We start from the raw sequence: 20,463 nt of genomic DNA, 5'->3' as shown, positions 1-20,463 counted from the left end.
CGGCCTTGGCCGAAGCCTGCCCCGCATCGGCACGTGTCTTTCCGATGCGGGGCAGGCACCGACCAGCTCCGCGAGTCAGCGCCGGCCTCCGCATCACGCGCCCAGGCGGAACGCCTCGATGTGCCGCTGACGGGTCGGCACCCGCAGTGCACGCAGGCTGCGCTGTACGGTGGTAGCCATCGCGGCCGGCCCGCACAGGTAGACGTCGCGGTCGGCGATGTCCGGCACCAGGCCGCGCAGGCTCTCCGGGCTGAACGGTTGGCTGCCGTCGGTGGTACGGCCGGTCAGCAGGTGCAGCCGGGCTCCCCGGTCCTGCACCAGATTGCGCAGCTCGCCGATCAGCACCGCGTCGGCGGGCGTCCGCGCCCGGTAGAGGACCACGACGTCACCGGTCAGTTCCGGGTCCTCCAGTAGTGCCCGGATCGGGGTGATGCCGATGCCGCCGGCGATCAGCAGTGTGTTCTCCCGGGTGCGGCCGGCGGTGGTGAGTGCGCCGTAGGGCCCTTCGACGTAGACCCGTGTGCCCACTGGCAACTGCCTCAGCCCCGCGCTGGTCGAACCGATCGCCTTCGCGGTCAGCCGCAGGGTACGACCGTCCGGTGCGGCTGAGAGCGACCACGGGTTGACCTGCCACCAGGAGTTGTGGCCGGGAAAGCGCCACCAGAAGAACTGGCCCGGCCGGGCGCGCAGTCTGTCGAGCCGGTCGCCGCCCACGTACACGGAGACAGCCTGATCCGTCTCCGGGACGACGGCGACGACCCGCAGCCGGTGACGTGCGTTGCGCACCAGCGGCACGAACAGCCGGTTGACGAGCAGTGAACCGATTGCGAACGCCCACAGACCCCACCAGTACGCCTTGGTGAGAGTGCTGGAGGCGAACGCGCTGCCCTCGTAGACCTGGTGGATCACTGACAGCACGATCATCACGTACACCACCATGTGCGTGGCGTGCCAGGCCTCGTACGACATCCGGCGGCGGGCCATCCGCACCGAGGTGAACGCCATGACACCGACCAGGCCGGCGGCGATCATGCCAAGCAGCACGGGCATCTGCTTGGCCAGGTTCGGGATCTCGGCGAAGAACGAGATCTGCTCGAGCTGAGAATAGCCGAGCAGGACGAACGTCGGGTGCAGCACCACCAGCCAGAAGATCGCGAAGCCGGTCCAGCGGTGCCAGTTGGTGAGCTTGTCCATGCCGATTCGCCGTTCCAGGAACGGTATACGCCCGATCAGCATCAACTGAAGCGCCATCACGAAGCCCAGATGCAGGCCGAAGAACCGGCCGACCGAGGTCAGGGTGTTGTACGCCGGCCTGCTCGGATTGGCGAACATCAGCTCGACGATGATCAGGTTGACCAGGAGGAATGTCCAGAGCATCAGGTAGGCGGCTCTGGACTGGCCGGTGCGGCGCACCTGTGGCGGAGTTGCGGTGTACATCGCGAACCTTCCTGAGACGGCCCGGCCGAGGGCCGGTGGGAGAGCTGCCACAAGGGGCGGGGTGAGAGCCGACGATGGGTCTAGCGGGACGGTGCCGTCACCGTCACTCCGATCTCCGGGAGGCGAACCTTCCCGTCGGCTTCCGCGTTCCAGCGCCAACGTGCACCTGGCAGATCGCCGAGCACGATCGCGACCTGCCCGCTGCCCGGCCCGCACGCGGCGAGCAGGTGCGCCGCCTCGTCGGCCGAGGGCGTCTCGGGGATCACCGCCAGAGCGGTGAGGGTGCGTCGGCGGGCGGCCAGGCGCACCATCCCGTCGTCGGCACCGGAGCCGGGACCGGTCGCCCGTAGATCGGTCACCGACCGCATGCGAATCGCGGTGGATGGCAGACCCGGTGGTTCACCGCAGAGTCCCTGCACTGACAGCACCGGCAGGTCCGGGCGGAACCGCGTCAGATCGGCGAGCAGATTCGCCAGGACGTCGATGGCGACCCCGGCGGATCCGCCGATTGCGAGGACCCCGTCGAGCCAGGTGAGGTCCACGAAGAGCGTCCCGTCCTCGCCGCCGCCGATCCGGACCAGACATGGCGCGACCCCATCTCTCTGGGACGGCGGGTTGCCGGACGCTCCCGCGGTACGCGTCCACATGCCGTCCGTTTCGGCCTGCCATGGGCTGAGGGGCGGGTGATCGGCGGTCACCCAGGCGGTCACCGTATCCTCGCCCACGCGCAGGGCGTACGCCTCGACCTGCTCGGCCGTCAGTTCGGCGGCGGTGTGCCAGGCCAGCGAGGGCCGGGCCCGGTCCGCCGTGAACTCGTCGGAGAGTTGGGCGCGTACTCGCATCCGCTCCTGGATCTGACGGTGCCAGCGGGCGTTGTCGACGTATGCGTTGTAGCGGTCGCGTACCCGGCGCCCGATCCGACGACGGAAGATCACCAGCAGGCTGATCAACGCCAGGATCACCGCTCCGACCAGCGCGGACACGACCTTCCAGGTGAAGAAGGGTGTTCCGCCGGTCACCGCGGCCGACCCGACCCGGCCCGACCGGACGTCGGGGCCACTGGCGTCGGCTGGCAGCAGCAGGATCCACCCGGCGCGGACCTCGCCGGAGTCGGTGAGCGTGCCGCCGTCACTCTGCGGCCGTCCGCGGTTCAGGTCGAGGATCTCGGTGGCACGAGCCTGGTCGCCGAGGGTTCGCTGAGCGATCTGCGGCAGGGAGTCGTTGCGCCCGCCGTTCGCCTCCGGGGCGCGCACCACGGCGACCTTGACCACGTCGTCCGGAGCCGCCTGGGCGGCAACCGGTGCGACAAGGGCGACGGTGAACGCCGTGGCCAACAGCAGAAGGATCCGCCGGATCATCGGGCCGCGGTCCAGCCCTGAGCGGCGGCGCTGGCGATGATCGTGTCGGTGCTCTTGTCCGCGACGTTGCGGTAGAGCGGGGATCCATCCAGGGTCACCTGTTTGGTCCCGTCCTTGCGGCGCAACCACCAGACCCGGTCCTCGTCGATGCCCTCAAGCGTCACCTTGCCGCCGTTCTTGGCGACCACCGGCTGCCACAGCGCCGCACAGACGCCTTTGCAATTGCTGGCCGGAGGGTCGGTGTCGTCCTCGTTGAAGCGGTAGGTCGTCGCGCCGTCGTCGTCGACGATGATCGAACCTTCCCTGCCCTTCTTGGCGACAAGCGTCGTGGTTCGGTCCGGCTGCGCGGCCTTGACGACCGCCGTGGCGATCAGCGCATCGATCGCTTTCCCGTCGGGCGCGAACGCGAACCAGGCGTCGTCGGCGCCCTGACCATTGAGGTCACCGGGCACGGTGTCGCCGGCGAAACGGTAGGCCGGCCAGCCTCCGATGGTGACCTGCACGCCACCGTCCGGCCGCCGGATCGCACCGATGTCGTCGGTCTTCATCCCGTCGACGAAGACCCGGCCACCGGCCTGGATCAACACCGGCGGCCAACTCTTGGCGCATTCGCCGGTGCACTTCGAAGCCGGCGGTTCGGCCGAGTCGCCGGCAAAGCGGTAGAGGGTGAAACCGGTAACGTCGGTCACCGTCTCGCCGATGGGCGCCTTGTTCGTGGAGAGCTGGACCCACTTCACCGATGCCTGAGCATCGGACGTAGGGGGAGTGGGCACCGGGGACTTCGTGGTGGCCGCAGGGGCCACCGACTCCGCAGTGGCCGCGGGGTTCGTGGTGGCCGCTGGGGCCGCGTCGTCAGCACTGCCGTCACCGGTCAGGCCGACGGTCGAGGCCGGCGCGTCCACCAACTGGATCTCGCCGCCGGCGAGGACGGGCGCCGCCGGCGGGGCGCTGGAGTCGTTACCCGCGCAGGCGGCCGCGAAGAGCACTACCGCGGCAAGAGGGGCGGTCAGTGCGCTGGCCGGGGTCCGGGCCACGATGACACCTCCGGATTCGATCGGGGTCGACAGGTACGGTCTGCACGACCGACCGACCCATCCGGTTCGGTAGACATGATCTACGTCACATCGCCTGAACCGTTTCCGGGGCCTCGCCGTGACGCCCGCATGGCCAGATCAGACATCGTGATCCCGGGCGAGGATCTCCAGCAGGCGGCGGATGCGATGCGTCGGGTACTCCAGACCATCAGCGTGAAGCGGAGTTCCGCGGACTTCAACCGGGTTGTCGGCAGCCCCGTCCGGGACGCGGCGGAAAATTTCGAGGACCGCTGGGACGCCGGCCGCAAGCAGTTGCGTGCCGAGTGCGACGACATCGTGGAGGCGATCGGCTCGATCCTCGACGCCTTCACCTCAGTGGACAACCAGAGTGGGGACAGCCTGGGAGGTGTCAGGTGACCGTCCCCGTGCATACTCCCGGGTCGTTCACCTTCGAGGTGCCGGAAGGGTGGCTCGACTACGACCTGGCGGGGCAGGACTTCAGCAGGCAGCAGAGCGAACTGCGGGCGGCAGCGGCCACCCCCGAACAGCGCAGAGCCGTCGACGACGCGCTACGCCAGGCCCGCCGCCTGTTGCGCGCCGCCAGGCAGCAGGGGGCCACTTCGGCGGCCGGGATGATCGCCCGCGATGACGACGGCGGGCTACTCATGGCGTTCGTCGGGGTATTCGGGGTGACCGTGCCGGACGGGACGCAACTGTCGGTGGCCGACATCGCCGAGCAACTGTCCCGACCGGCCAGGGTCGACGGCCACGGTGACCGCACCGTCACCTCCGCGAACATCTTCGGCATCGGGGTCGTCGCCAGGATCATCGGCACCGAGATCGTCGAGCTGACCGAGACCACGTCCGCGGTGATGGTCGCGATGCACACGATCGTTCCAGTCCCGGCGCAGCCGGGGTCGTACCTGGTGGTGACCTGCATGAGCCCGAACCTGCCGCTCGCTGACGCCCTCTACGACGTCTTCGACGCGATCACCGGCACGCTTCGCTTCGCCTGATCCAGCACTGGGGCCGGTGGTGCCGAACGGCACCACCGGCCCCAGTGTGTTCAGTCCGCCTTCGGCACCTGCACGGCGGCCAGCACCCCGTCACCCAGGTGCAGGTAGGCACGCCCCGGCTGCGCGGCCTGCCCGACGATGCCCCGCGGGATCCGCATGCCGATCAGCTCACCGTCGGTGATGCTCTGCGGTGCGATCAGCAGACCGGCTCGGTTGCGCTTGAGCTGGGTCAGCCAGCCGGCCAGACCGAGGCTCAACGCCTCCGCGTTTCCGGCCACCACCAGACCCCACCCGTTGCCTGCCGCACCGCGGGCCAGCATGTTCAGGTCACCGTCGATGTCCGACTGGGCGAGCAGCTCGGCATCGTCGATCACCACCGCCCCGGTCTCCTCAGGAATGCTCTTCAGCAACTTCCGGAAGTCCACCGCTGCGACACCGGCATCGGTCACCACCGCGGCCACCCCCGGATACCCGGCCAGATCTCGCAACGGCGAGCGACGTGGCGCCACGACCAGCAACCCGGTGCCGTTCTCCAGCAGAGAACGGGCCACCGTCAACAACGCGGTGCTGCGGCCCGAACGCGGCGGGCCGCCGATGGCGAAGGTCGGGATGTCGACGAAGTCCGGCCCGAGAGGCATCACCTCGTCGCCGCCCACCCCGACGAACGCGGTGAGGGCACGGCCGTTCTCCGGTGCCATCCGGCGGACCTCGGCGTACCCGATCAGGTCGGGTAGCGCCGCGAACCGGCGTGGCCGAGCGGCCGCCGGCAACGCGGCGTCCCGAACGGTGATCTGCCGGGCACCCTCGGAAAGCGCCGCTGCCTGCCCCTGCCCGGTGATGTCCGGGCCGAGCACTGCGATCTGCGCCTCGGCGTGGTCGGCGAGCCGGATCGCCCGTCCCGGGGCCTGGTCCGGCGGCACGTCTCGGAGATTGAGGCCCAGCAGCGAGTAGTCGCTGCGATCGTTGAGGCGCAGTACCAACTTCTCCTCGGTGGCGCCGGCGAACCGGCCCGAGCCGAGGACCTTGTCGCCCGCCAGCACAACGTGGACGCCTACCCCGGCGCCGTCACGTAACAGCCGGGTGAGCCGCTCCAGATAGCTACCGTTGTCGTACGTCGCGAAGTCCCGCTCGAACACCTCGAAACGGTCCACCAACAGCATCAGATGTGGCAGCCGCTGCTCCGTCCGGGCGCTCCGGCGTTGCTCCGCCAGATCCGCCGCGCCCTGCTCTCCGAAGAGCGCCTGTCGCCGGGTCAACTCGGTGTTGAGCCAGGTCAGCATGCGATCCAGGCGCTCGGTCTGCAGCCGGTCCACCACCGCGCCGCAGTGCGGCAGGCCGGCCAGCGGCAGGAGCGCCCCATTGCCACAGTCAATGGCGTAGACGTGCACGTCGGCGGTGGAGTGCCGCACCGCCAGCGCGCCCGCCAGGGTACGCAGCGCCTGCGAGCGGCCGCTACGGCTGGAACCGATGAAGAAGACATGCCCCGCACGATCGGCGTCGAACAGCAGGGGTTCGCGGCTCTGCGAGGCCGGCAGGTCAACGATGCCGTACGCGACCGCGCCGAGATCACCCGGCACCACGGCCGCCGCGGGCTGCGGCAACTCCGCCCACTGCGCCACGTCGGACAGCGGCTGCAGCCAGGGGCTCGGTTGCCGTCGCACACCGAGCCGGTCGGTCGCCGCGACGATGGCATTGACCAGTTCCCGCAGGTCGGTATCGGCCGGGCCGCTGGACACGTCCCGGGACACCTGCCGGGCGGGCACCGGATCACCCAGTCGGGTCCAGTCGATGTGGGCGACCTCGATGCGTACCTCGTCGGCGCGCTCTCCCACCACCGGACGCTTTCCACCGATACGACCGGCCTGGAACGGCAGCAGCGCGGCGTACCCCAGGCGGGCGAAGGCCCGGCCCGGTGTACGCGGTGACAGCTCGCCCGCATCGGGTGCATCGATGATGTCCCGGCTCTCACCCTGATCTGTGGTACGCAACGCGATCCGCAGGTTCGTATTCGCCCGGATGTCCGGGGTCACAGCCCCGGACGGCCGCTGCGTCGCCAGCACCAGGTGGATACCGAGCGATCGGCCGCGCTGCGCGATGTTGACCAGACCGGTGACGAAGTCGGGCAACTCCCGCACCATCGAGGCGAACTCGTCGATCACCAGGATCAGACGTGGCATCGGTGGAATGGTCGTGTCTCGGGCGCGGCGTTCCTGGTAGCGAACGATGTCGGAGGCGCCGGCCTCGGCGAGCACATGCTCCCGACGGCGCAGCTCCGCGCCGAGCGAGGTCAGCGCCCGTTCCACAAGGTGAGTGTCCAGGTCGGTCACCATGCCGACGGTGTGCGGCAACTGCTCGCACTCGGCGAACGCGCTGCCGCCCTTGTAGTCGACCAGCACGAAGGTCATCTCGTCCGGCCGGTTCGCCACCGCCAGCGTCGCCACAAGCGTCTGCAGCAACTCCGACTTTCCCGCGCCGGTGGTTCCCGCTATGAGGGCATGCGGCCCGTCCCGCACCAGGTCGATCGCGAACCGGCCGTCCAACCCGGCGCCGAGCACCGCCTCCGTACTCCGTGGCCGGATCGCCCAACCCGCCTCGATCTTCTCCGGGGTCGGTGGTTCCAGATCCAGGATGTCGAGCAGTCGCGCCGACGGCGGCAGGACGGTCTCGTCGCCGTCACCGGAGATGCCCAACGGGGCCATGCGCCGGGCGGCGCGCTCGTACCATCCGGCATCGGGTTCGTCGGCACGGATGCCGGCGACCTGCGCAGCCTTCGCGGTCCGCACCGAGGCGCCGTCGGGACCGGACACCACCACGGCCCGGCACTCCTCCGGCAGTAACCGCTCCTCCGGCTCCAGGCAGAGCACATAGACACCGACCGCGGGGCCATCACGAAGCACGGTGACCGCACCCGGCATCGACCGTACGCGCCGTGCGCCGTCGAACACGACCAGGATGTCCGGCTCTCCGGCGGCTCCACCCCGCTCGGCGCCGTTCTGCCGATCGCCGGAGGACCTCGCTGCGATCACCCGATTCAGCTCGGCGATGCGCCGCGACACCGACTCGGCGCTGGTGCCGATCCGGACGTAAGCCTCCTCGCCGTCGGCCCGGACATGAGGCAACCAGCGCAACCACGACCAGCGGTGCTCGCCGGCTGCTTCGGTGAGCACACAGATACGCAGATCATCGGGACTGTGCAGGACCGCTGCCTGCGCCACCAGCCAGGGTGCCAGGCGTGCCAGACGGCTCCCGGCCACACCGACCACACCGCTGTCCCGTACGTCCACGGCCACCGGAACCTGCCCCAACTCGGGCACGGTGATCCGGCGATGCTCGTCGAGCGCCGGATCCTCCACCCGGACCGCCGACGGCATCGAGCACGAGCCGACCCGCAGCGCGAGGAAATCGTCGTCGCGCCAGCGGCGCTCCCACAGGCGCTCGCCTGGCAAAGTGGCGATCCGCCCGGTGAACGCCGGGTCCGGATAGGCGTACCGCCGGGCGCGCTGTTCCTCAAGAACCGCCTCGTCGATGTCGGTGCGTACCCGGGCGAGCTTCTCCTCGTACTCCTGCGTCTGCTCGGCGAGGCTCTGCTTGCCGCGCCGCTTGGTGCCGAACTGGGTCAGCAACGCACCCAACGGCGAGACCAACGCCAGGAAGATGAACCGCCAGTTGCCCGTCGCGAGAATGCCCACCAGGGCGCCGATCGCCGGCATCAACAGCAGAGTCACAAGCGGGACAGGGCGCTTGTCCGGCTTGGTCGGCTCGACCGGCAACCGGAACTGCCCACCCGGGATCTGCGGGAAGAAGCGCGGCTGGCGGTTGAACTCCCAGGTGAAACCGTCCTGCGCGCGGGCCAGCGGAGCCCGCAACGGCACCCCGGCCGCCAACTCCAGCAGGATGCCGCCGATCGCCACCTGGCGACCTGCCGGCCACTCGGCGGTGCCGTCCAGTGGATTGCCGTCCATCTCGATTTTCGAAACGGCGGTCACCTCGACCGTACGCTCCGCGGTGACCAGCAGCCGGGCGGCGACCGGCGGAACGTCACCGGCCAGTCGCACCCGGCAGGTGGGCGCGCTTCCCACCTCGTACTCCCCGGGTGGCAGGAGCACGATGCCCCCAGCGCCCGGACCGCCCACCAGTCGCACCTCGACGGCGCCGGCCCGACCGGCCGGGGGTCGTGCCGGACGGTTCAGGCCCAGCTCGGCGCCAGAACCTACCCTCGCCTCGGCCAACGACAACCGCGGGTCCAGCGGGGTTTCACCGTGAAAGAGCGTGCCCGGGTCCCTTCCGACGGCGCCGGCCAGTTCGGCGGTGAACGCACCCACCGAGGTACCCGGTTCCGCCTCCACCACCAGCGGCTCCGCAGCCGGCGAGGCGTCGGACATCAAACTGACGTTGAGACGCACTTCGATCCTCCTCCTTTCATCAACAGCGGACACGCCCGGTGCTGAATGCTCCGGGCGTGTTCGAGGGTTCTACCGCCGCTGCCGTCAGCCGAGGCGCGAACCGAGATCCTGGTCGGTGGAGGCGAATGCCTCTCCGACGGAACGGACGTAGTTGCCGATCCCCTGCAGGCCCTGGTTCACCTGGTCGAAGCCCTTGGCGAACTCGTCGAAGAAGGGCTGGAACTTCTGCTGTGCCGCAGGGGTGCGGTACCCCTCGGCGAGCAGGTTCTGCACCTTGCCTCGTACCTCGACCAATTTGTCCTGCAGTTGGGTGAAGTCGTTCAGCAGAGCCGCCGAGGTCTGGGCTGTCTCGTCACTGTTGACCGCGAAATCGGGCATGGTGCTACTCCTTGCTTTTTCTGTGGGCGCCGGCCGGTCGGCCGGCACTTTCTAACTGCGGAATCTCTTGGTGAAACCAGTGCTGTCATCTGCGGCCGACGCACTCGTGGCCGCGTCGGACGCAGCGAACAGAGCACCCGCCTTGACCGCTGCCTCAGTCAGTGCGTCGACCGGCGACTCCTCGTCGTCCTCGCTCTGCCGGTTCTCGATGGCGGTCGACGCTGCGCCGCCGACGCCGTCAGAGACGGCTCCCTTCGCCGCCTCGGCGGCGCGTTCCTCGATGGTGTCCTCGGCGTCCGGGTCCACGTCGACCTTCCGGGCGTCGGGGGTGTCACCGTCAGAGGACAGCGGGTCTGCCTGCGGGCCGGGGTCCTGTCCGTCTCCCGCATCGGGTTCCGATGGCGATTGCGATCTCTCCGGACCAGGTGTCGTTCCGCCGCCGGCGGCGCCCGACGCACCCGCCGGCGGCGTGGGCGAAGGGCCACCGGTGCCGGGAGCAGCGGGCACCGCAGCGGGCGGTGACGTGGCCGTGCTTGCGGTCTCCGGCCCGGTATCGGGCGTGCTCGCGGTCTCCGGACCGGTACCGGCTGGCGGCGGTGCGGCCGGTCCCGGCGCCTGCTGCCCGTCCGTCCCAGATGGATTGTCGGGCACGGCGCCGCCGGGTCTCGACCCCTCGGGTGCCGAAGCAACTGGGGTCGGGCCTCCGGAGGCAGGGGCCTCCGGAGGCTGGCCCGCAGTACTGCCTTCGGTCGTCGCCGCGAGGTCGAACGTGGAGCCGGTTGCGCCGTCATCCTCTCGGCCGACTGGGCCCGGGGAACCGTTTCGAGGATCCGTCACGGCCTGGCCCTCGCCGGCGTCCGAGCCTCCGGTTGGGGCGATGCGATTTGGTTCCGAAGCCTCGGTGTCGGCGTTGGACCCGCCTGTGGTCGGGGCACCCCCTGCCGCGGTGTTCGTCCCATCCGGCTTCGCGCTCGAAGGGGGTGCCGGCGCGTTGGCCCCGGTGCCGGGGCCCGATGGGCCCGGACCACCACCGGTCGTCGGTGCCGCCGGTGTCGGTGTCGGTGTCGCCGGGGCAGCCGGGGCATCGCTCCTGATTGGACCTTCCGCCGGTGAATCGCCTGCAGGGGCCGGAGCAGCGGCAGCCGCGGTTCCGCCGCCGGCAGACACCTCGCTCCCACCGGATGTGCCACCGCCAGCAGGTAAGCCACCTCCGCGGGGGTCGCTGCCGCCCGGTGGGGAGTCGTTGCCGGCTGATGGGGAGCTGCCGGCCGAGGGGGAGTCGCTGCCGGCTGATGGGGAGCTGCCGGCCGAGGGGGAGTCGCTGCCGACTGATGGGGAGCTACCGGCTGATGAGGAACCGCCGCCCGGTGGGGAGCCAGCGCCTGACGGCACGTCGAAGTCCGTGCCGCGTGAAACACCTTTCTGGAAGCCGTCGAGAGCACCACCGGCCGCTGCACCCGCCGCCGCGCCGCCGAAGATCGACGCGGCGTTGAAACCAGGACTGTCCTTATTGCCCAGCTTGTTGAGGCCGACGGTCGCGACCTCCTCGACCACGCCCTTACCGAAGTCCGCCACGACCTGCCTACCGAGGGCGCCCCCTCGGCCGCCGAACTTGAGGGCGCCGGTGATCAAGGTGCTGTTCTTGCCGATGTTGCCGAAGGTATTGGCGCCGCTACGAACCGTCGTGACCAGCCCGGGTGCCACACTCTTCGCACCACGCGTGAACGCGCCGATCAGCTTCGCGCCGGGGACGAAGGCCACCAGGCCCACCAGAAGGGTGCCCAGTTCGAAGTTGCCGTTCGCGGCCTGGACCGCCACCGTCACGACGAGCGCCACCGCGGCGAGCACAAGCCCGACCACGGGCAGGACCACTCCCACGATCGCGATGGTGATGTCGAGGATCAGCCGAAAGATCGGGTTGTTCCGGAAGAAGTCGCCGATGCGCTGGAAGAAGCGCCGCCGGGGCGGTGGTTTGATCGCTTTCGAGGCGGCGTCGTCGAGGGCCTGGTTGCAACGCGCGGAGGCGACCTCTCGAAGCCGGCGTGCGTCCGCGGCGAGCCGCTGGGCAGCCGAGAGTTCGGCGCGCGCCCCGGCGATCTCATCGGCCTGCGCCTTCACCTCCGCGATCTCCAGCGGCGTGGCGGCGGCCGGCGACTGCGGCACCGTACGCCTGGCGACCCCTACGGCAGCGGTGGCCTGATCCATCGCCGTGTCGATCCGCGTCTGCTGGTCACGCAACGCCCGGGCATAGGTCCGGTACGCCTGGGCCGCCGCATCGAACGAGTCGACAGTCTGCTGCAGCTTCCGTGGCAGCTTGTCGAGCATGTCGCGAAGTTTCTCCATGGACTCACCGCGCGCCCGCGACAGCGAGCCGCCGCGGCCGAGGACCCGTACGCCAGTCTGGGCGTCATCCCGGATCTCCTCGTAGAAACGAGCCAGTTGGTCGATCTGGTCTGGCTCTCCCGGGGTCGGGTCCCGGTCCATGCCCAAAATGGTGAACCCGGAGGTGTGCCGTCTGCTCACCGGAGATCCCCTGAACGGGCCGGCGTCGAGGGGCCAGACTCCGGCATCAACGGCACCAGTTCGGCGCGCAGTGCACGAACCGCGTAGTGGGCGCGCGACTTGACGGTTCCCGGCGGGATGCCGATGGACTTGGCGGCCTCGGCCACCGTGCTGCGGCGGTAGTAGAGCTCGAAGATCACATCGCGGTGTTCGGCGCTGAGCCGGCGCAGCGCGGGCATCAGGTAGGCGGTGGCCACGACAGCGTCAGCGTGATCCTGCACGGGGCGTTGCAGGAGGTCCCACGCCTCGTCGGTTACCGGGTACGCCCGTCGGCCGCGCAGCACGTCGACAGCGGCGTTGTGCGCGACCGTGTACAACCAGCTGCAAGCCGATCCGTCCCGCGAGGCCAGCGCCTGCCGATGCCGCCACGCCCGCAGCAGAGTCTCCTGGTACACGTCGTCGGCGATGTTCCGGTTCCCGGTCAGCCGGGCAACGTACGCCCGGACCGGCTTGCCATAGCGGGCCACCAGGTCCGCATAGTTCTGTTCGGCGGTTGGCGTGTGGTCTGGCACGCGAACTGCCTCCAGATTCCCTACCTGCCTCCAGGTCCGGGGCGTGGCCTCACCGGGCGATCCGCCGCAGTCCCTCCGGATGACCTTCCGCGTACCCTGCCTCCGCGCGTGCTGGAGCTGTCCCTGCCGTACACCGCCACCCATGCCGACGGCATCGATGGCGGGAGCCTGGCCCGTAGTCACTGCGGCGACCTCCCCCCTCGACATGTGGGTCCGCCGGTCCGGACCCGGTCAAAGCCTGCGGGAGTCGCTGCGCCGATACTTTTGGATTTTCTGAGGAGTTTCTGAGGACGGCAGCCCGATCGGGGTATCCCGGACTGGTCAGCTCGACAGGCCGGAGCAGGCGGCTCCGTCGATGGTGCACGCCTTGGGGGCGGAACCGGTCAACGAGCCGTTGACCCGGAACGTCACCCGGACCGAGGCGCTGCCGGGGACCTGGCCCGAATTCGTGTCCGGCACGAACGTCCACACCGCACCGTCCCGGCTGGCCTGCGCTCCCTCGACCCCGCTGACCCCCAGTGACTCCCGGGGCAGGGTGACGACGAGCGTCCACCGCGGCGCCGGAACCGCGCCGGGATTGCTGATCGTCACGGTCGCGCCGTAGCTGAGCAGGGCGTTGTCAGTGATGGCGAAGTCGGCGCCCAGGGCCGCCGGGGTGGGTTCGGCTGTCGCACCGGTCGGCGTGGGCCGGGTCGACGACGCGACGGCCGGTGGGACCGAGGAGGCCGAGGCGGGCGGGGGAGCGGGCACCGCCGGGCTGGTGACCGCCGGTCGCGCCTGCGCCCGGGGCGTACCGGACGGCGACTCGCCCACCTGCTCCACGGACGGCGGCGGGTCGAGGGTCACCGGCGTCAACTTCTCCGGCGTACGCAGCACCCCGACGACCGACACGGCCGTCGCGATCAGCACCCCGAGCGCCGCGACGACGGCCACCCAGGTGGCCCGCGAGACGTCCTCCCGACCGGTGAGCACCCGCCGTGTGGCCGTGACGAGGGCCACGACCCGATCCAGCAGGATGATCGCCACGGTACGGCGTGGCTGGGGTGGTGTTGCCGGCACTGCCTGTCTCTCCTTCAGTTCGTCGCCAGGTGCGCGCTCACGATCCGTGCCGGTCGCGGGCGGCGCCAGCCCGGTCACAGAGCGCGAAGCCCGACGAGTATCGCCTGGAGCAGGTCCTCGGTCGGCAGCTCCGACAGCATCGGCGGTTCGTGCGTCTCGATCAGCCCGGCCGCGAGCAGGTCGCCGAGCAGCACCCGGACGGTCCCCAGCGGGAGGTCCAACTCGGCACCAACCTCAGCCACCGACACTGGATGGTGACACAGCTCGACGATCCGCGCCTGTTCGGGGAAGAGCGGTGTGGGGGGCGTGACCCCCCGCCGGGCGACGACCAGCGAGATCAGGTCGAACTGGCCGCGCGCGGGCGCGGTGCGGCCCCCGGTCATCGTGTAGGGCCGGGCGACCGGGCCCGCGTCGTCGTCGTACCACGCCTCGTCAGTGGTGCCGCTGGTGTGCACCAGTGTCCCCGATCGTCACCGAGGAGGCCGGCCCCAGGCTGATCGGCAGGTGCCGCTCGGCCTGCCCCACGAAGAGCGCCACCTCGTACGCCATGTCACCGACTTCGACGTCGTCACCGGCGATCCGCACGGTGAGGATGGTCCCGTTCGGGATGGTGGCGATGAACAGGAACGCTCGCGACATCTGCACCACGACCTGGCGCAGACGACCCGCGTCGCAGGTCCGGGTGGCGGCCAGCCCCAACGCGATCAGGCCGGCGACCACGCCGGAGATCTGCTCGGCCAGCTTTTCGCTCACCCGCCGCGAGCCGCCGAGCGGCAGCCCGTCCGGCGAGAGCACCACGGCGAACTCCGCGCCGTGCACCCGGTCGACCAGGCTGTTCAGGGCGTCGGTCAGGCCGTCCTCGGTGACCACTGCAGACGTCATTGATGTCTCCTTGCTTTTCTCGCGACTGGCAATTCGACCGTGTCGAGGCTGGTCCTGCCGTTTTCCTGGCCGGTGTGGCGGACCCGCGTCGGCAGCGCGCCGTCGCTGCTCGGGTCGGGCAGGTCGGTGCCGGTGCGGGGCGGTGGGTACGGGTTGTCGGGTGGTGCGCTGGCCGGTGCGCGGTCGGTGTCGGTGACCATGACCAGCCGGGACGGAAGGAGCACGATCGCGGCCGTTCCACCGCGCTGGCTGCGGCGTAGCGAGACGTGGGCGCCGCAGCGGCGGGCCAGCACGGCGGCGGCGTACCACCCGGCGAGGCCCGTGGGCGGCCCGTCCGGTGGCGGGTTGCCGAGCAGGTGGTTCGCCTCGGCCAGCGCGGCGGCGTTCAGGCCGGGGCCGTCGTCGATGACGAGGATGGCGCATCCCTCCGGTCGCTGTTCGCCGCTGACCCGGACGGTGGTGTCCGCCCCGGAGAAGGCCAGGGCGTTCTCGACGAGTTCCGCCAGCAGGTGGATGACGTCCGTGACGGCCGGCCCCGCCAGCGACCACGGCCAGTGCGGCGCGATCAGGACACGGTGGTAGTCCGGCACCTCGGCGACCGCGCCGCGTGCCACGTCGAGCAGTGGCACCGGGCGCCGCCAGCGGCGGGCGGGTGTCGCGCCGGCCATGGAGATCAGTTTCTCCACGTTGCGTCGGATCCGGGTGGTGAGGTGGTCGAGCTGGAACAGCTCGCCGGTCTCCTCGGTGGACCGTTCCCGACGTTGCATCCCGTCCAGCAGGCTGAGTTGGTCGCGTAGCAGGACCTGGTTGCGTCGGGTCAGCCCCAGGAACAGCTCCCGCTGGGCGTCACCCCCCGGAGGCGGAGCATCTCGCGCCGGGGCCGGAGCATCTCGCGCCGGGGCCGGAGTGTCCGGCGCAGGAGCCGGCGGATCGGCCGCCGGCCTGGTCAGCTCGTCGGTGAGGCGTCGGACGGTGCCCGCCCAGCTCAGCAGGAGCACCAGCACGACGATGAGGCCGAGCCCCACCACCGCCCCGGTACGCGCGATGAGCACGGCGGCGCCGGGTGTGGCCCGCTCGACGCTGCCGCGGGCGGTGCTCGTCACAAGTGTCTGCAGCGCGCCGAGGGCGGCGTCCGCCGCGGCCCGCCAGCCCTGGACGGTGAGACCGGCCAGGGCGGTGGTGGTGCCCGCCTGGAGCAGCAGCCGGTCCTCCAGCGCGAGCAGAGCCGCGAACTCGGGGCCGGTAGCCAGTCGTTGGTGCTCGGCCTGGCCGTCGGGCAGGAGCCCGGCCGCCGCCTCGGCACGCGCGTACCGCTGGATGCTGACCAGCGCGGTCAGCCGGCGCCGCTCGTCGACGCCGAGCCGTGCGCCGGTCAGGGCCGCGCTGACCAGTGTGTCCTCCCGAGCGAGCAGCTCCCGGGCGCGGGCCAGCGCGATCACCGCGCGGGTGTCGGCGGCCAACCCGCTCTCGTACGCGCCCCACTCCGGGCCGTACACGCCGAAGGCGACGTCGATGACCTCGTCGTACCCGTCGATCGCCGCGGTCTGGTCGAGCCGCCCGGTGTCCATCCGGGACCGGGTCGTGCCGAGGCCGTCGAGCCGTCGGACCAGCTCGCCGGCCCGGTCCCGGACCGCGCCGGCGCTGAGCAGCCGAAGGTCGCGCCCCTTCGAGAACTCGCGGATCTCGGCGGCGGCCCGGTCGGTGCCTTCGCGGGCCCGGACCAGCTCGGGCGTCGTCTGGCCCGCTCCGGCGATCGTCTCGGCGGTGATCCGGCGTTCCGTCTGCAGGCTCAGGATCAGGCGGTCGATGGGCTGGCCCAGCGTGTCCGCCAGCGCCCGGACGCGTAGCAGGTCGACGGCGTCCTGGGTGGACACGTAGGCCGCGTACGACCAGAGCGTGATCAGCACGGCGGCCAGCACGGCCAGCCTGGTCCGGATCAGCCGAACGTCGTTGCGGGTCATCGGCTCGCCCGCTGCGGCCACGGTTGCCCGGCCGTGTCGCTCGCGCGGTCGGCGACGAGGGTGCGCAGCAGCGCGAGCAGCTCGGTGCGGTTGGCGCAGTTCAGCCGGTTGCGCATCCGCGCCACGTGGTGTTCGACGGTCTTGGCCGAGATGAAGAGCCGGTCGCCGATCTCCCGGTAGGTCAGTCCGGCCAGCACCAACTCGGCAACCTCGTACTCGCGGTCGCTGAGCCCATGCTGGGTGGGGCCGGCGACCCGTGCCGTGTTCGCACCGGTTGTCGGTGTCTGCGCGCCGGGCCCGCCGGAGGGCCGCCCCTGCAACGCTCGGGCGCACTCCAGCAGGTTGGTCATCGCACGCCGGTCCGCGGTGCGGATGGCGGCCTGCCCGGCGAGGCGGGCGCCGTCCCAGCACAGCCCGGTGTCGTGCAGCCCGCGGGCGGTGGCCTCCACCCGGATCGGGTCGACGACCCCCCGGAGGACCTCCACCCAGCTCTCCCCGGCGGCGGCGACGACTGCCGCGTACCGGCTGTGGCCCGCTGCGGCGAGCAACGCCGCGACGTGTTCGTCGGCGACCGTCGGCTCGCCGGTCAGGATGGCGGCGTGCAGCCCGCACCAGTGCAACGGGACGCTCCACAGTGGCGGGTTGCCGAGGCGGTCGAGCAGCGCACGCCCCTGCTGCAGGTACGGCTCCAGCCGGGCCAGGTCGCCCAGCCGCGCGCCCGCGATGGCCAGCTCACCCAGCGGCAGCACTGTGAACAGGTCGACGGGGTGCCGCACCACGGCCTCCAGCGCCTGCCCCCAACCCCGCTTGAGCGCCCCGAGGTCACTGTTGCGCCGGCCGATGCCCATTCGGATCGCGGCGGCGAAGAGCTGGTCGCGCGACTCCAGTTGCCGCCCGTCGAGCGTCACCGTGGCGAGGCGCTCGCCGGCGGCGTGGATCTCGCCACGGACCATCAGGATCCAGGCCTGCAACAGCCGGTGGCGGCGAGCCATCAGCGGGCCGCCGACACCGGCGCCCAGGGCGCGGTGCAGCACCCGCTCGGCGATCTCCAACTCTCCGCAGTGCACCGCCGTCAACGCGGCGAGGGCCGCCGGGCTGTCCGGCAGCAGCGCCGCTCGCCCGTCCGGCTCCAGCAACGCGGCGGCCTGCACGAGCGCGGAGAGCGCGGCGGTCGGCGGGCCGGTCACGCTCTCGCGTACGCCGTTGGCCATCAGTCGGGCGGCGCTGGCGTGCAGGGTGGGCGGCTCGCCCGCCGGGTCACCCGCCGGCGACTCGGTGGTGGCCGCCAGGTTGCCGGTGGCCAGCCCGCCGACGATGGCGAACGCCGCCGCAGAGGCGGTGCCCGACCACCGGAACAGCTCGACGCTGCGCCCGACGTGACCACGGTGGGCCAGAGCGGTGGCGGCGACCACTGCCGCCTCGGAGCGGTCCGGGGGAGCGGCCGTGGCCAGCAGTCGGTCCGCCAGCCGGAGCGCGTCGTCGAGGTCACCGGCGAGCGCGGCGGCGAGCGCCTGCCGCGCGTTGGGCGGCCCTCCGGCGGCCGTCGCCGCCGCGAACAGTTCGGCGGCGAACGCCGGCTCGTCGGCCAGCGCCTCGTCCGCCGCGGCGGCCAGGGTCGCGGGCGGGCAGTCGCCGAGCGCGCCGACCGCGAGCAGGGACCGGACCAGCGGCAGCACCGCGCCACCCCGGGCGAGCTGCAACTCGGTGAGCCGGCGCCAGACCGCCGTCCGCTCGGTGGTGGGGCTGAGCGTCGCGACGGCCCGCCGGACGATCGGCGCGAGCCGCCCGTCCGCGCCGAGCAGTCCGGCCGCCCTGGTCGTGGCGATCAGTTCGTCCACTCCGGCCGGGTCCCGACCCAGCAACGTGCCGAGCATGCTGACCGGTAGCGCCCCGCCGGCCGCGACGGCGAGCAGCAGCCGTCGTACCTCGGTGGGCTGAACGTCCAGGTCCGGCGCGAATTCGAGGATGACGGACCGGGGTGGGTCGACGGTCGCGCCGGTCCGGGAATCCGCGCCGGCCAGGCCGCGGGCCAGCCGTTCGACATCCCGGGGTACGCCGGCGGTCTGCGTGTGGACGAAGTCGACGAGGTCGGCGGGGCGGCCCAGCTGCGGTGTGGCGGCGAGGTAGGCGGCGGTCTGCTCCCGGGTGAACGGCGTGAGCAGCACTGCCTGCCCGTCGCGGCGCAGGGCGTCGACCAGCTCACTGAACGCCGCCGACCGAGGCCACGGGCGGTGGGCCACCACCAACCGGTGTCGGCGCCCGGCCACCAGACGTAGCAGCGCCTCGATCCGTGCGTCGTCGAGCAGGTGCGCGTCGTCGACAAGCACCACCGTGTCGGGGTCGACCGGCTCATCCGGCTCCGGCGCGGCCGTGCGTACGGCGATCCCGGCGCGCTGGTGAACGCGCTCCAACTCGGCGAGCAGCGCGGTCTTCCCGTGACCGGCCGGGCCGGCGACGCCGACGGTCAGTGGGCCGGTCGGATCCTGCGCGACCGAGTCCAGCAGCGCCTGCAACCCCTTGTCCACTGTCAACCCTGGAGCGGCGAGGTCATTCATGATCATCGGGGTAATCCTTCACGTCCGCGGCTGCGGGCCAGCGCCAGGCGGGACGGCTTCGGCAGTTCCAGTGGGAGGACCCGGACCGGCGGCCGCGGTGGCGGATCGCCCGGAACGGTGTGATGGGGTCGGCGCGGCGCCGGGAGGGTGGCCCGCTCGGCACCGCTGACCGGGGCCGGAACGCGGGCCGGCGCCGGCTGGCGGGGGCGTGGTGACACCACCTGGCAGGCGGCCATCGCCGCCCCGGTGGCGGCGGTCAACTGTGCGTCCGGTTCCACCTCGACGGGCACCGGGAGGGCCGCGCTGATCAGCTCGGTCACGAGCGGGACCCGGGTGGAGCCGCCGGCCAGCAGGACGCCGTCGAGCTGCGCCGGAGTCAGGTCGGCACTGCGCACGGCCCGGAGCAGGAGGTCGACGGTGGCCTGCACCGTCGGGCGGATCATGGCCTCGAACTGCGCCCGGGTCACCGGCACCCGTGCCGGGCCGCTCGGCAGGGTCAGCACCACGTCGGCACTGAGGTCGACGGTCAGCACCCGCTTGACCCGGTCACACTCCGCGCGCAGTCCGCGCAGCGCGGCCTGTGCCCCGCGACGTCCGGTCGTGGCCAACTCCCGAGCCAGCATGGTACGTGCATGCTCGGCCAGCGCCTCGTCGAAGTCGGCGCCACCTATCGACTCGAGACCCTGCGGGGTGCCGAACGTCTCGTACGTGCCGCGCGGGGTGCGGCGCACCAGAGCGGCCTCGAAGCTGTTGCCTCCCAGGGCGTAGACCACTGCGATGTTGCCCGCGAACCCGCGAGCGGCGTGGCTCTCGGCCACGGTGACCGTGCGGGGCAGCAACGTCACGTGCCGTAGGCCGAGGTCCGACAGTGCCCGGTGCAGCACCTCCCGCCGGTAGGGGCGCCACCCCGCCGGGTGACTGAGCACGATCGCCTCGGCCGCCTCGCCCTGCAGGGCGTGGACCCGCTCCACCACCCACGCCGCCAGTTCGGCGGTCAGCGTCTGCGGCGCGCACGGCTCGCCGCCGAGCAGCACCGGCACGTCGTCGCCGATCCGGTGGACGAAGTCCCGGGTGGTGCGGCTGCCGTCGTCGGTCGCGGGCTCGCCGACACGGAGCGAACCGTCCTCGGCCAGGCAGAGCACCGAGGGCATGAGAGGTGAGCCGGCGCTCAGCGGGACGGCCTCGGGACGTGTCCAGGTCGCGCCGCGTCGCCGTGCGACGGCGGCGGCCGTGTTGCTGCTTCCGATGTCTATCCCCAGGACGTACGGCATCGTCTCTGTCTCTCCCCGTGAGTCGGCCGGTCGGT

At 71.5% G+C, this 20,463-nt stretch carries 15 protein-coding genes; 2 read left to right on the top strand and 13 right to left on the bottom strand.

The annotated features are described in order from the left end of the window. Window positions 1-93: 93 nt before the first annotated feature. From KBX71_RS02475 to KBX71_RS02465, 3 genes are all read right to left on the bottom strand, one after another. Window positions 94-1,437 (bottom strand): ferric reductase-like transmembrane domain-containing protein, encoded by a 1,344-nt coding sequence (locus KBX71_RS02475; protein ID WP_210816313.1) that lies wholly within the window; start codon window positions 1,435-1,437, stop codon window positions 94-96. 80 nt (window positions 1,438-1,517) lie between these two features. After that, the gene (locus KBX71_RS02470) at window positions 1,518-2,795 is read right to left on the bottom strand and encodes a hypothetical protein (protein WP_210816312.1); all 1,278 of its coding nucleotides are present in this window, start codon (window positions 2,793-2,795) and stop codon (window positions 1,518-1,520) included. Continuing rightward, the gene (locus tag KBX71_RS02465; RefSeq protein WP_210816311.1) at window positions 2,792-3,829 is read right to left on the bottom strand and encodes a hypothetical protein; all 1,038 of its coding nucleotides are present in this window, start codon (window positions 3,827-3,829) and stop codon (window positions 2,792-2,794) included. Before KBX71_RS02465 ends, KBX71_RS02470 begins: the two co-directional genes overlap by 4 nt. 75 nt (window positions 3,830-3,904) lie before the next feature. On the opposite strand from KBX71_RS02465, the gene KBX71_RS02460 reads away from it, so the two are divergent. Further along, complete coding sequence (locus KBX71_RS02460; RefSeq protein WP_210816310.1) at window positions 3,905-4,246, top strand: hypothetical protein; 342 nt, start codon at window positions 3,905-3,907, stop codon at window positions 4,244-4,246. Next, window positions 4,243-4,845, top strand: a complete 603-nt coding sequence (locus tag KBX71_RS02455) for a hypothetical protein (protein ID WP_210816309.1) — start codon at window positions 4,243-4,245, stop codon at window positions 4,843-4,845. Before KBX71_RS02460 ends, KBX71_RS02455 begins: the two co-directional genes overlap by 4 nt. Before the next feature lie 50 nt (window positions 4,846-4,895). Here KBX71_RS02455 and KBX71_RS02450 read toward each other — a convergent pair whose 3' ends face one another. From KBX71_RS02450 to KBX71_RS02405, 10 genes are all read right to left on the bottom strand, one after another. Then, window positions 4,896-9,227, bottom strand: coding sequence for an FtsK/SpoIIIE domain-containing protein (locus KBX71_RS02450; RefSeq protein ID WP_210816308.1), 4,332 nt, complete (start codon window positions 9,225-9,227; stop codon window positions 4,896-4,898). Window positions 9,228-9,332: 105 nt separating this feature from the next. Next, complete coding sequence (locus tag KBX71_RS02445; RefSeq protein WP_210816307.1) at window positions 9,333-9,626, bottom strand: WXG100 family type VII secretion target; 294 nt, start codon at window positions 9,624-9,626, stop codon at window positions 9,333-9,335. Window positions 9,627-9,677: 51 nt separating this feature from the next. Beyond that, window positions 9,678-12,149: a hypothetical protein gene (locus KBX71_RS02440; RefSeq protein WP_210816306.1), complete on the bottom strand. Its 2,472-nt coding sequence runs from the start codon at window positions 12,147-12,149 to the stop codon at window positions 9,678-9,680. After that, entirely contained in the window at window positions 12,146-12,700 is a 555-nt protein-coding gene (locus KBX71_RS02435) for a sigma-70 family RNA polymerase sigma factor (RefSeq protein ID WP_307846927.1), read from the bottom strand. The genes KBX71_RS02440 and KBX71_RS02435 overlap by 4 nt, the downstream gene beginning before the upstream one ends. Before the next feature lie 321 nt (window positions 12,701-13,021). Then, window positions 13,022-13,759 (bottom strand): cellulose binding domain-containing protein, encoded by a 738-nt coding sequence (locus tag KBX71_RS02430; RefSeq protein WP_210816305.1) that lies wholly within the window; start codon window positions 13,757-13,759, stop codon window positions 13,022-13,024. Between the two features lie 74 nt (window positions 13,760-13,833). Then, a complete protein-coding gene (locus KBX71_RS02425; protein ID WP_124818116.1) occupies window positions 13,834-14,214 on the bottom strand; it encodes a DUF742 domain-containing protein in 381 nt (126 codons plus the stop codon). Beyond that, window positions 14,192-14,641: a roadblock/LC7 domain-containing protein gene (locus KBX71_RS02420; protein ID WP_210816304.1), complete on the bottom strand. Its 450-nt coding sequence runs from the start codon at window positions 14,639-14,641 to the stop codon at window positions 14,192-14,194. Before KBX71_RS02420 ends, KBX71_RS02425 begins: the two co-directional genes overlap by 23 nt. Continuing rightward, complete coding sequence (locus tag KBX71_RS02415) at window positions 14,638-16,602, bottom strand: nitrate- and nitrite sensing domain-containing protein (protein ID WP_210816303.1); 1,965 nt, start codon at window positions 16,600-16,602, stop codon at window positions 14,638-14,640. The genes KBX71_RS02420 and KBX71_RS02415 overlap by 4 nt, the downstream gene beginning before the upstream one ends. After that, window positions 16,599-19,163 carry a LuxR C-terminal-related transcriptional regulator gene (locus KBX71_RS02410; RefSeq protein ID WP_210816302.1) on the bottom strand — a complete coding sequence of 855 codons (2,565 nt, stop codon included), beginning with the start codon at window positions 19,161-19,163 and terminating at the stop codon, window positions 16,599-16,601. The genes KBX71_RS02415 and KBX71_RS02410 overlap by 4 nt, the downstream gene beginning before the upstream one ends. Further along, window positions 19,160-20,428, bottom strand: a complete 1,269-nt coding sequence (locus tag KBX71_RS02405; RefSeq protein WP_210816301.1) for an Hsp70 family protein — start codon at window positions 20,426-20,428, stop codon at window positions 19,160-19,162. Before KBX71_RS02405 ends, KBX71_RS02410 begins: the two co-directional genes overlap by 4 nt. Between the last annotated feature and the right edge of the window lie 35 nt (window positions 20,429-20,463).

Source organism: Micromonospora sp. D93 (assembly GCF_018070365.1).
GTDB classification, from domain to species: Bacteria; Actinomycetota; Actinomycetes; order Mycobacteriales; family Micromonosporaceae; genus Micromonospora; species Micromonospora ureilytica.
The sequence above is the reverse complement of the archived record's forward strand: the minus strand, read 5'-3'. Positions and strand labels throughout refer to the sequence as shown.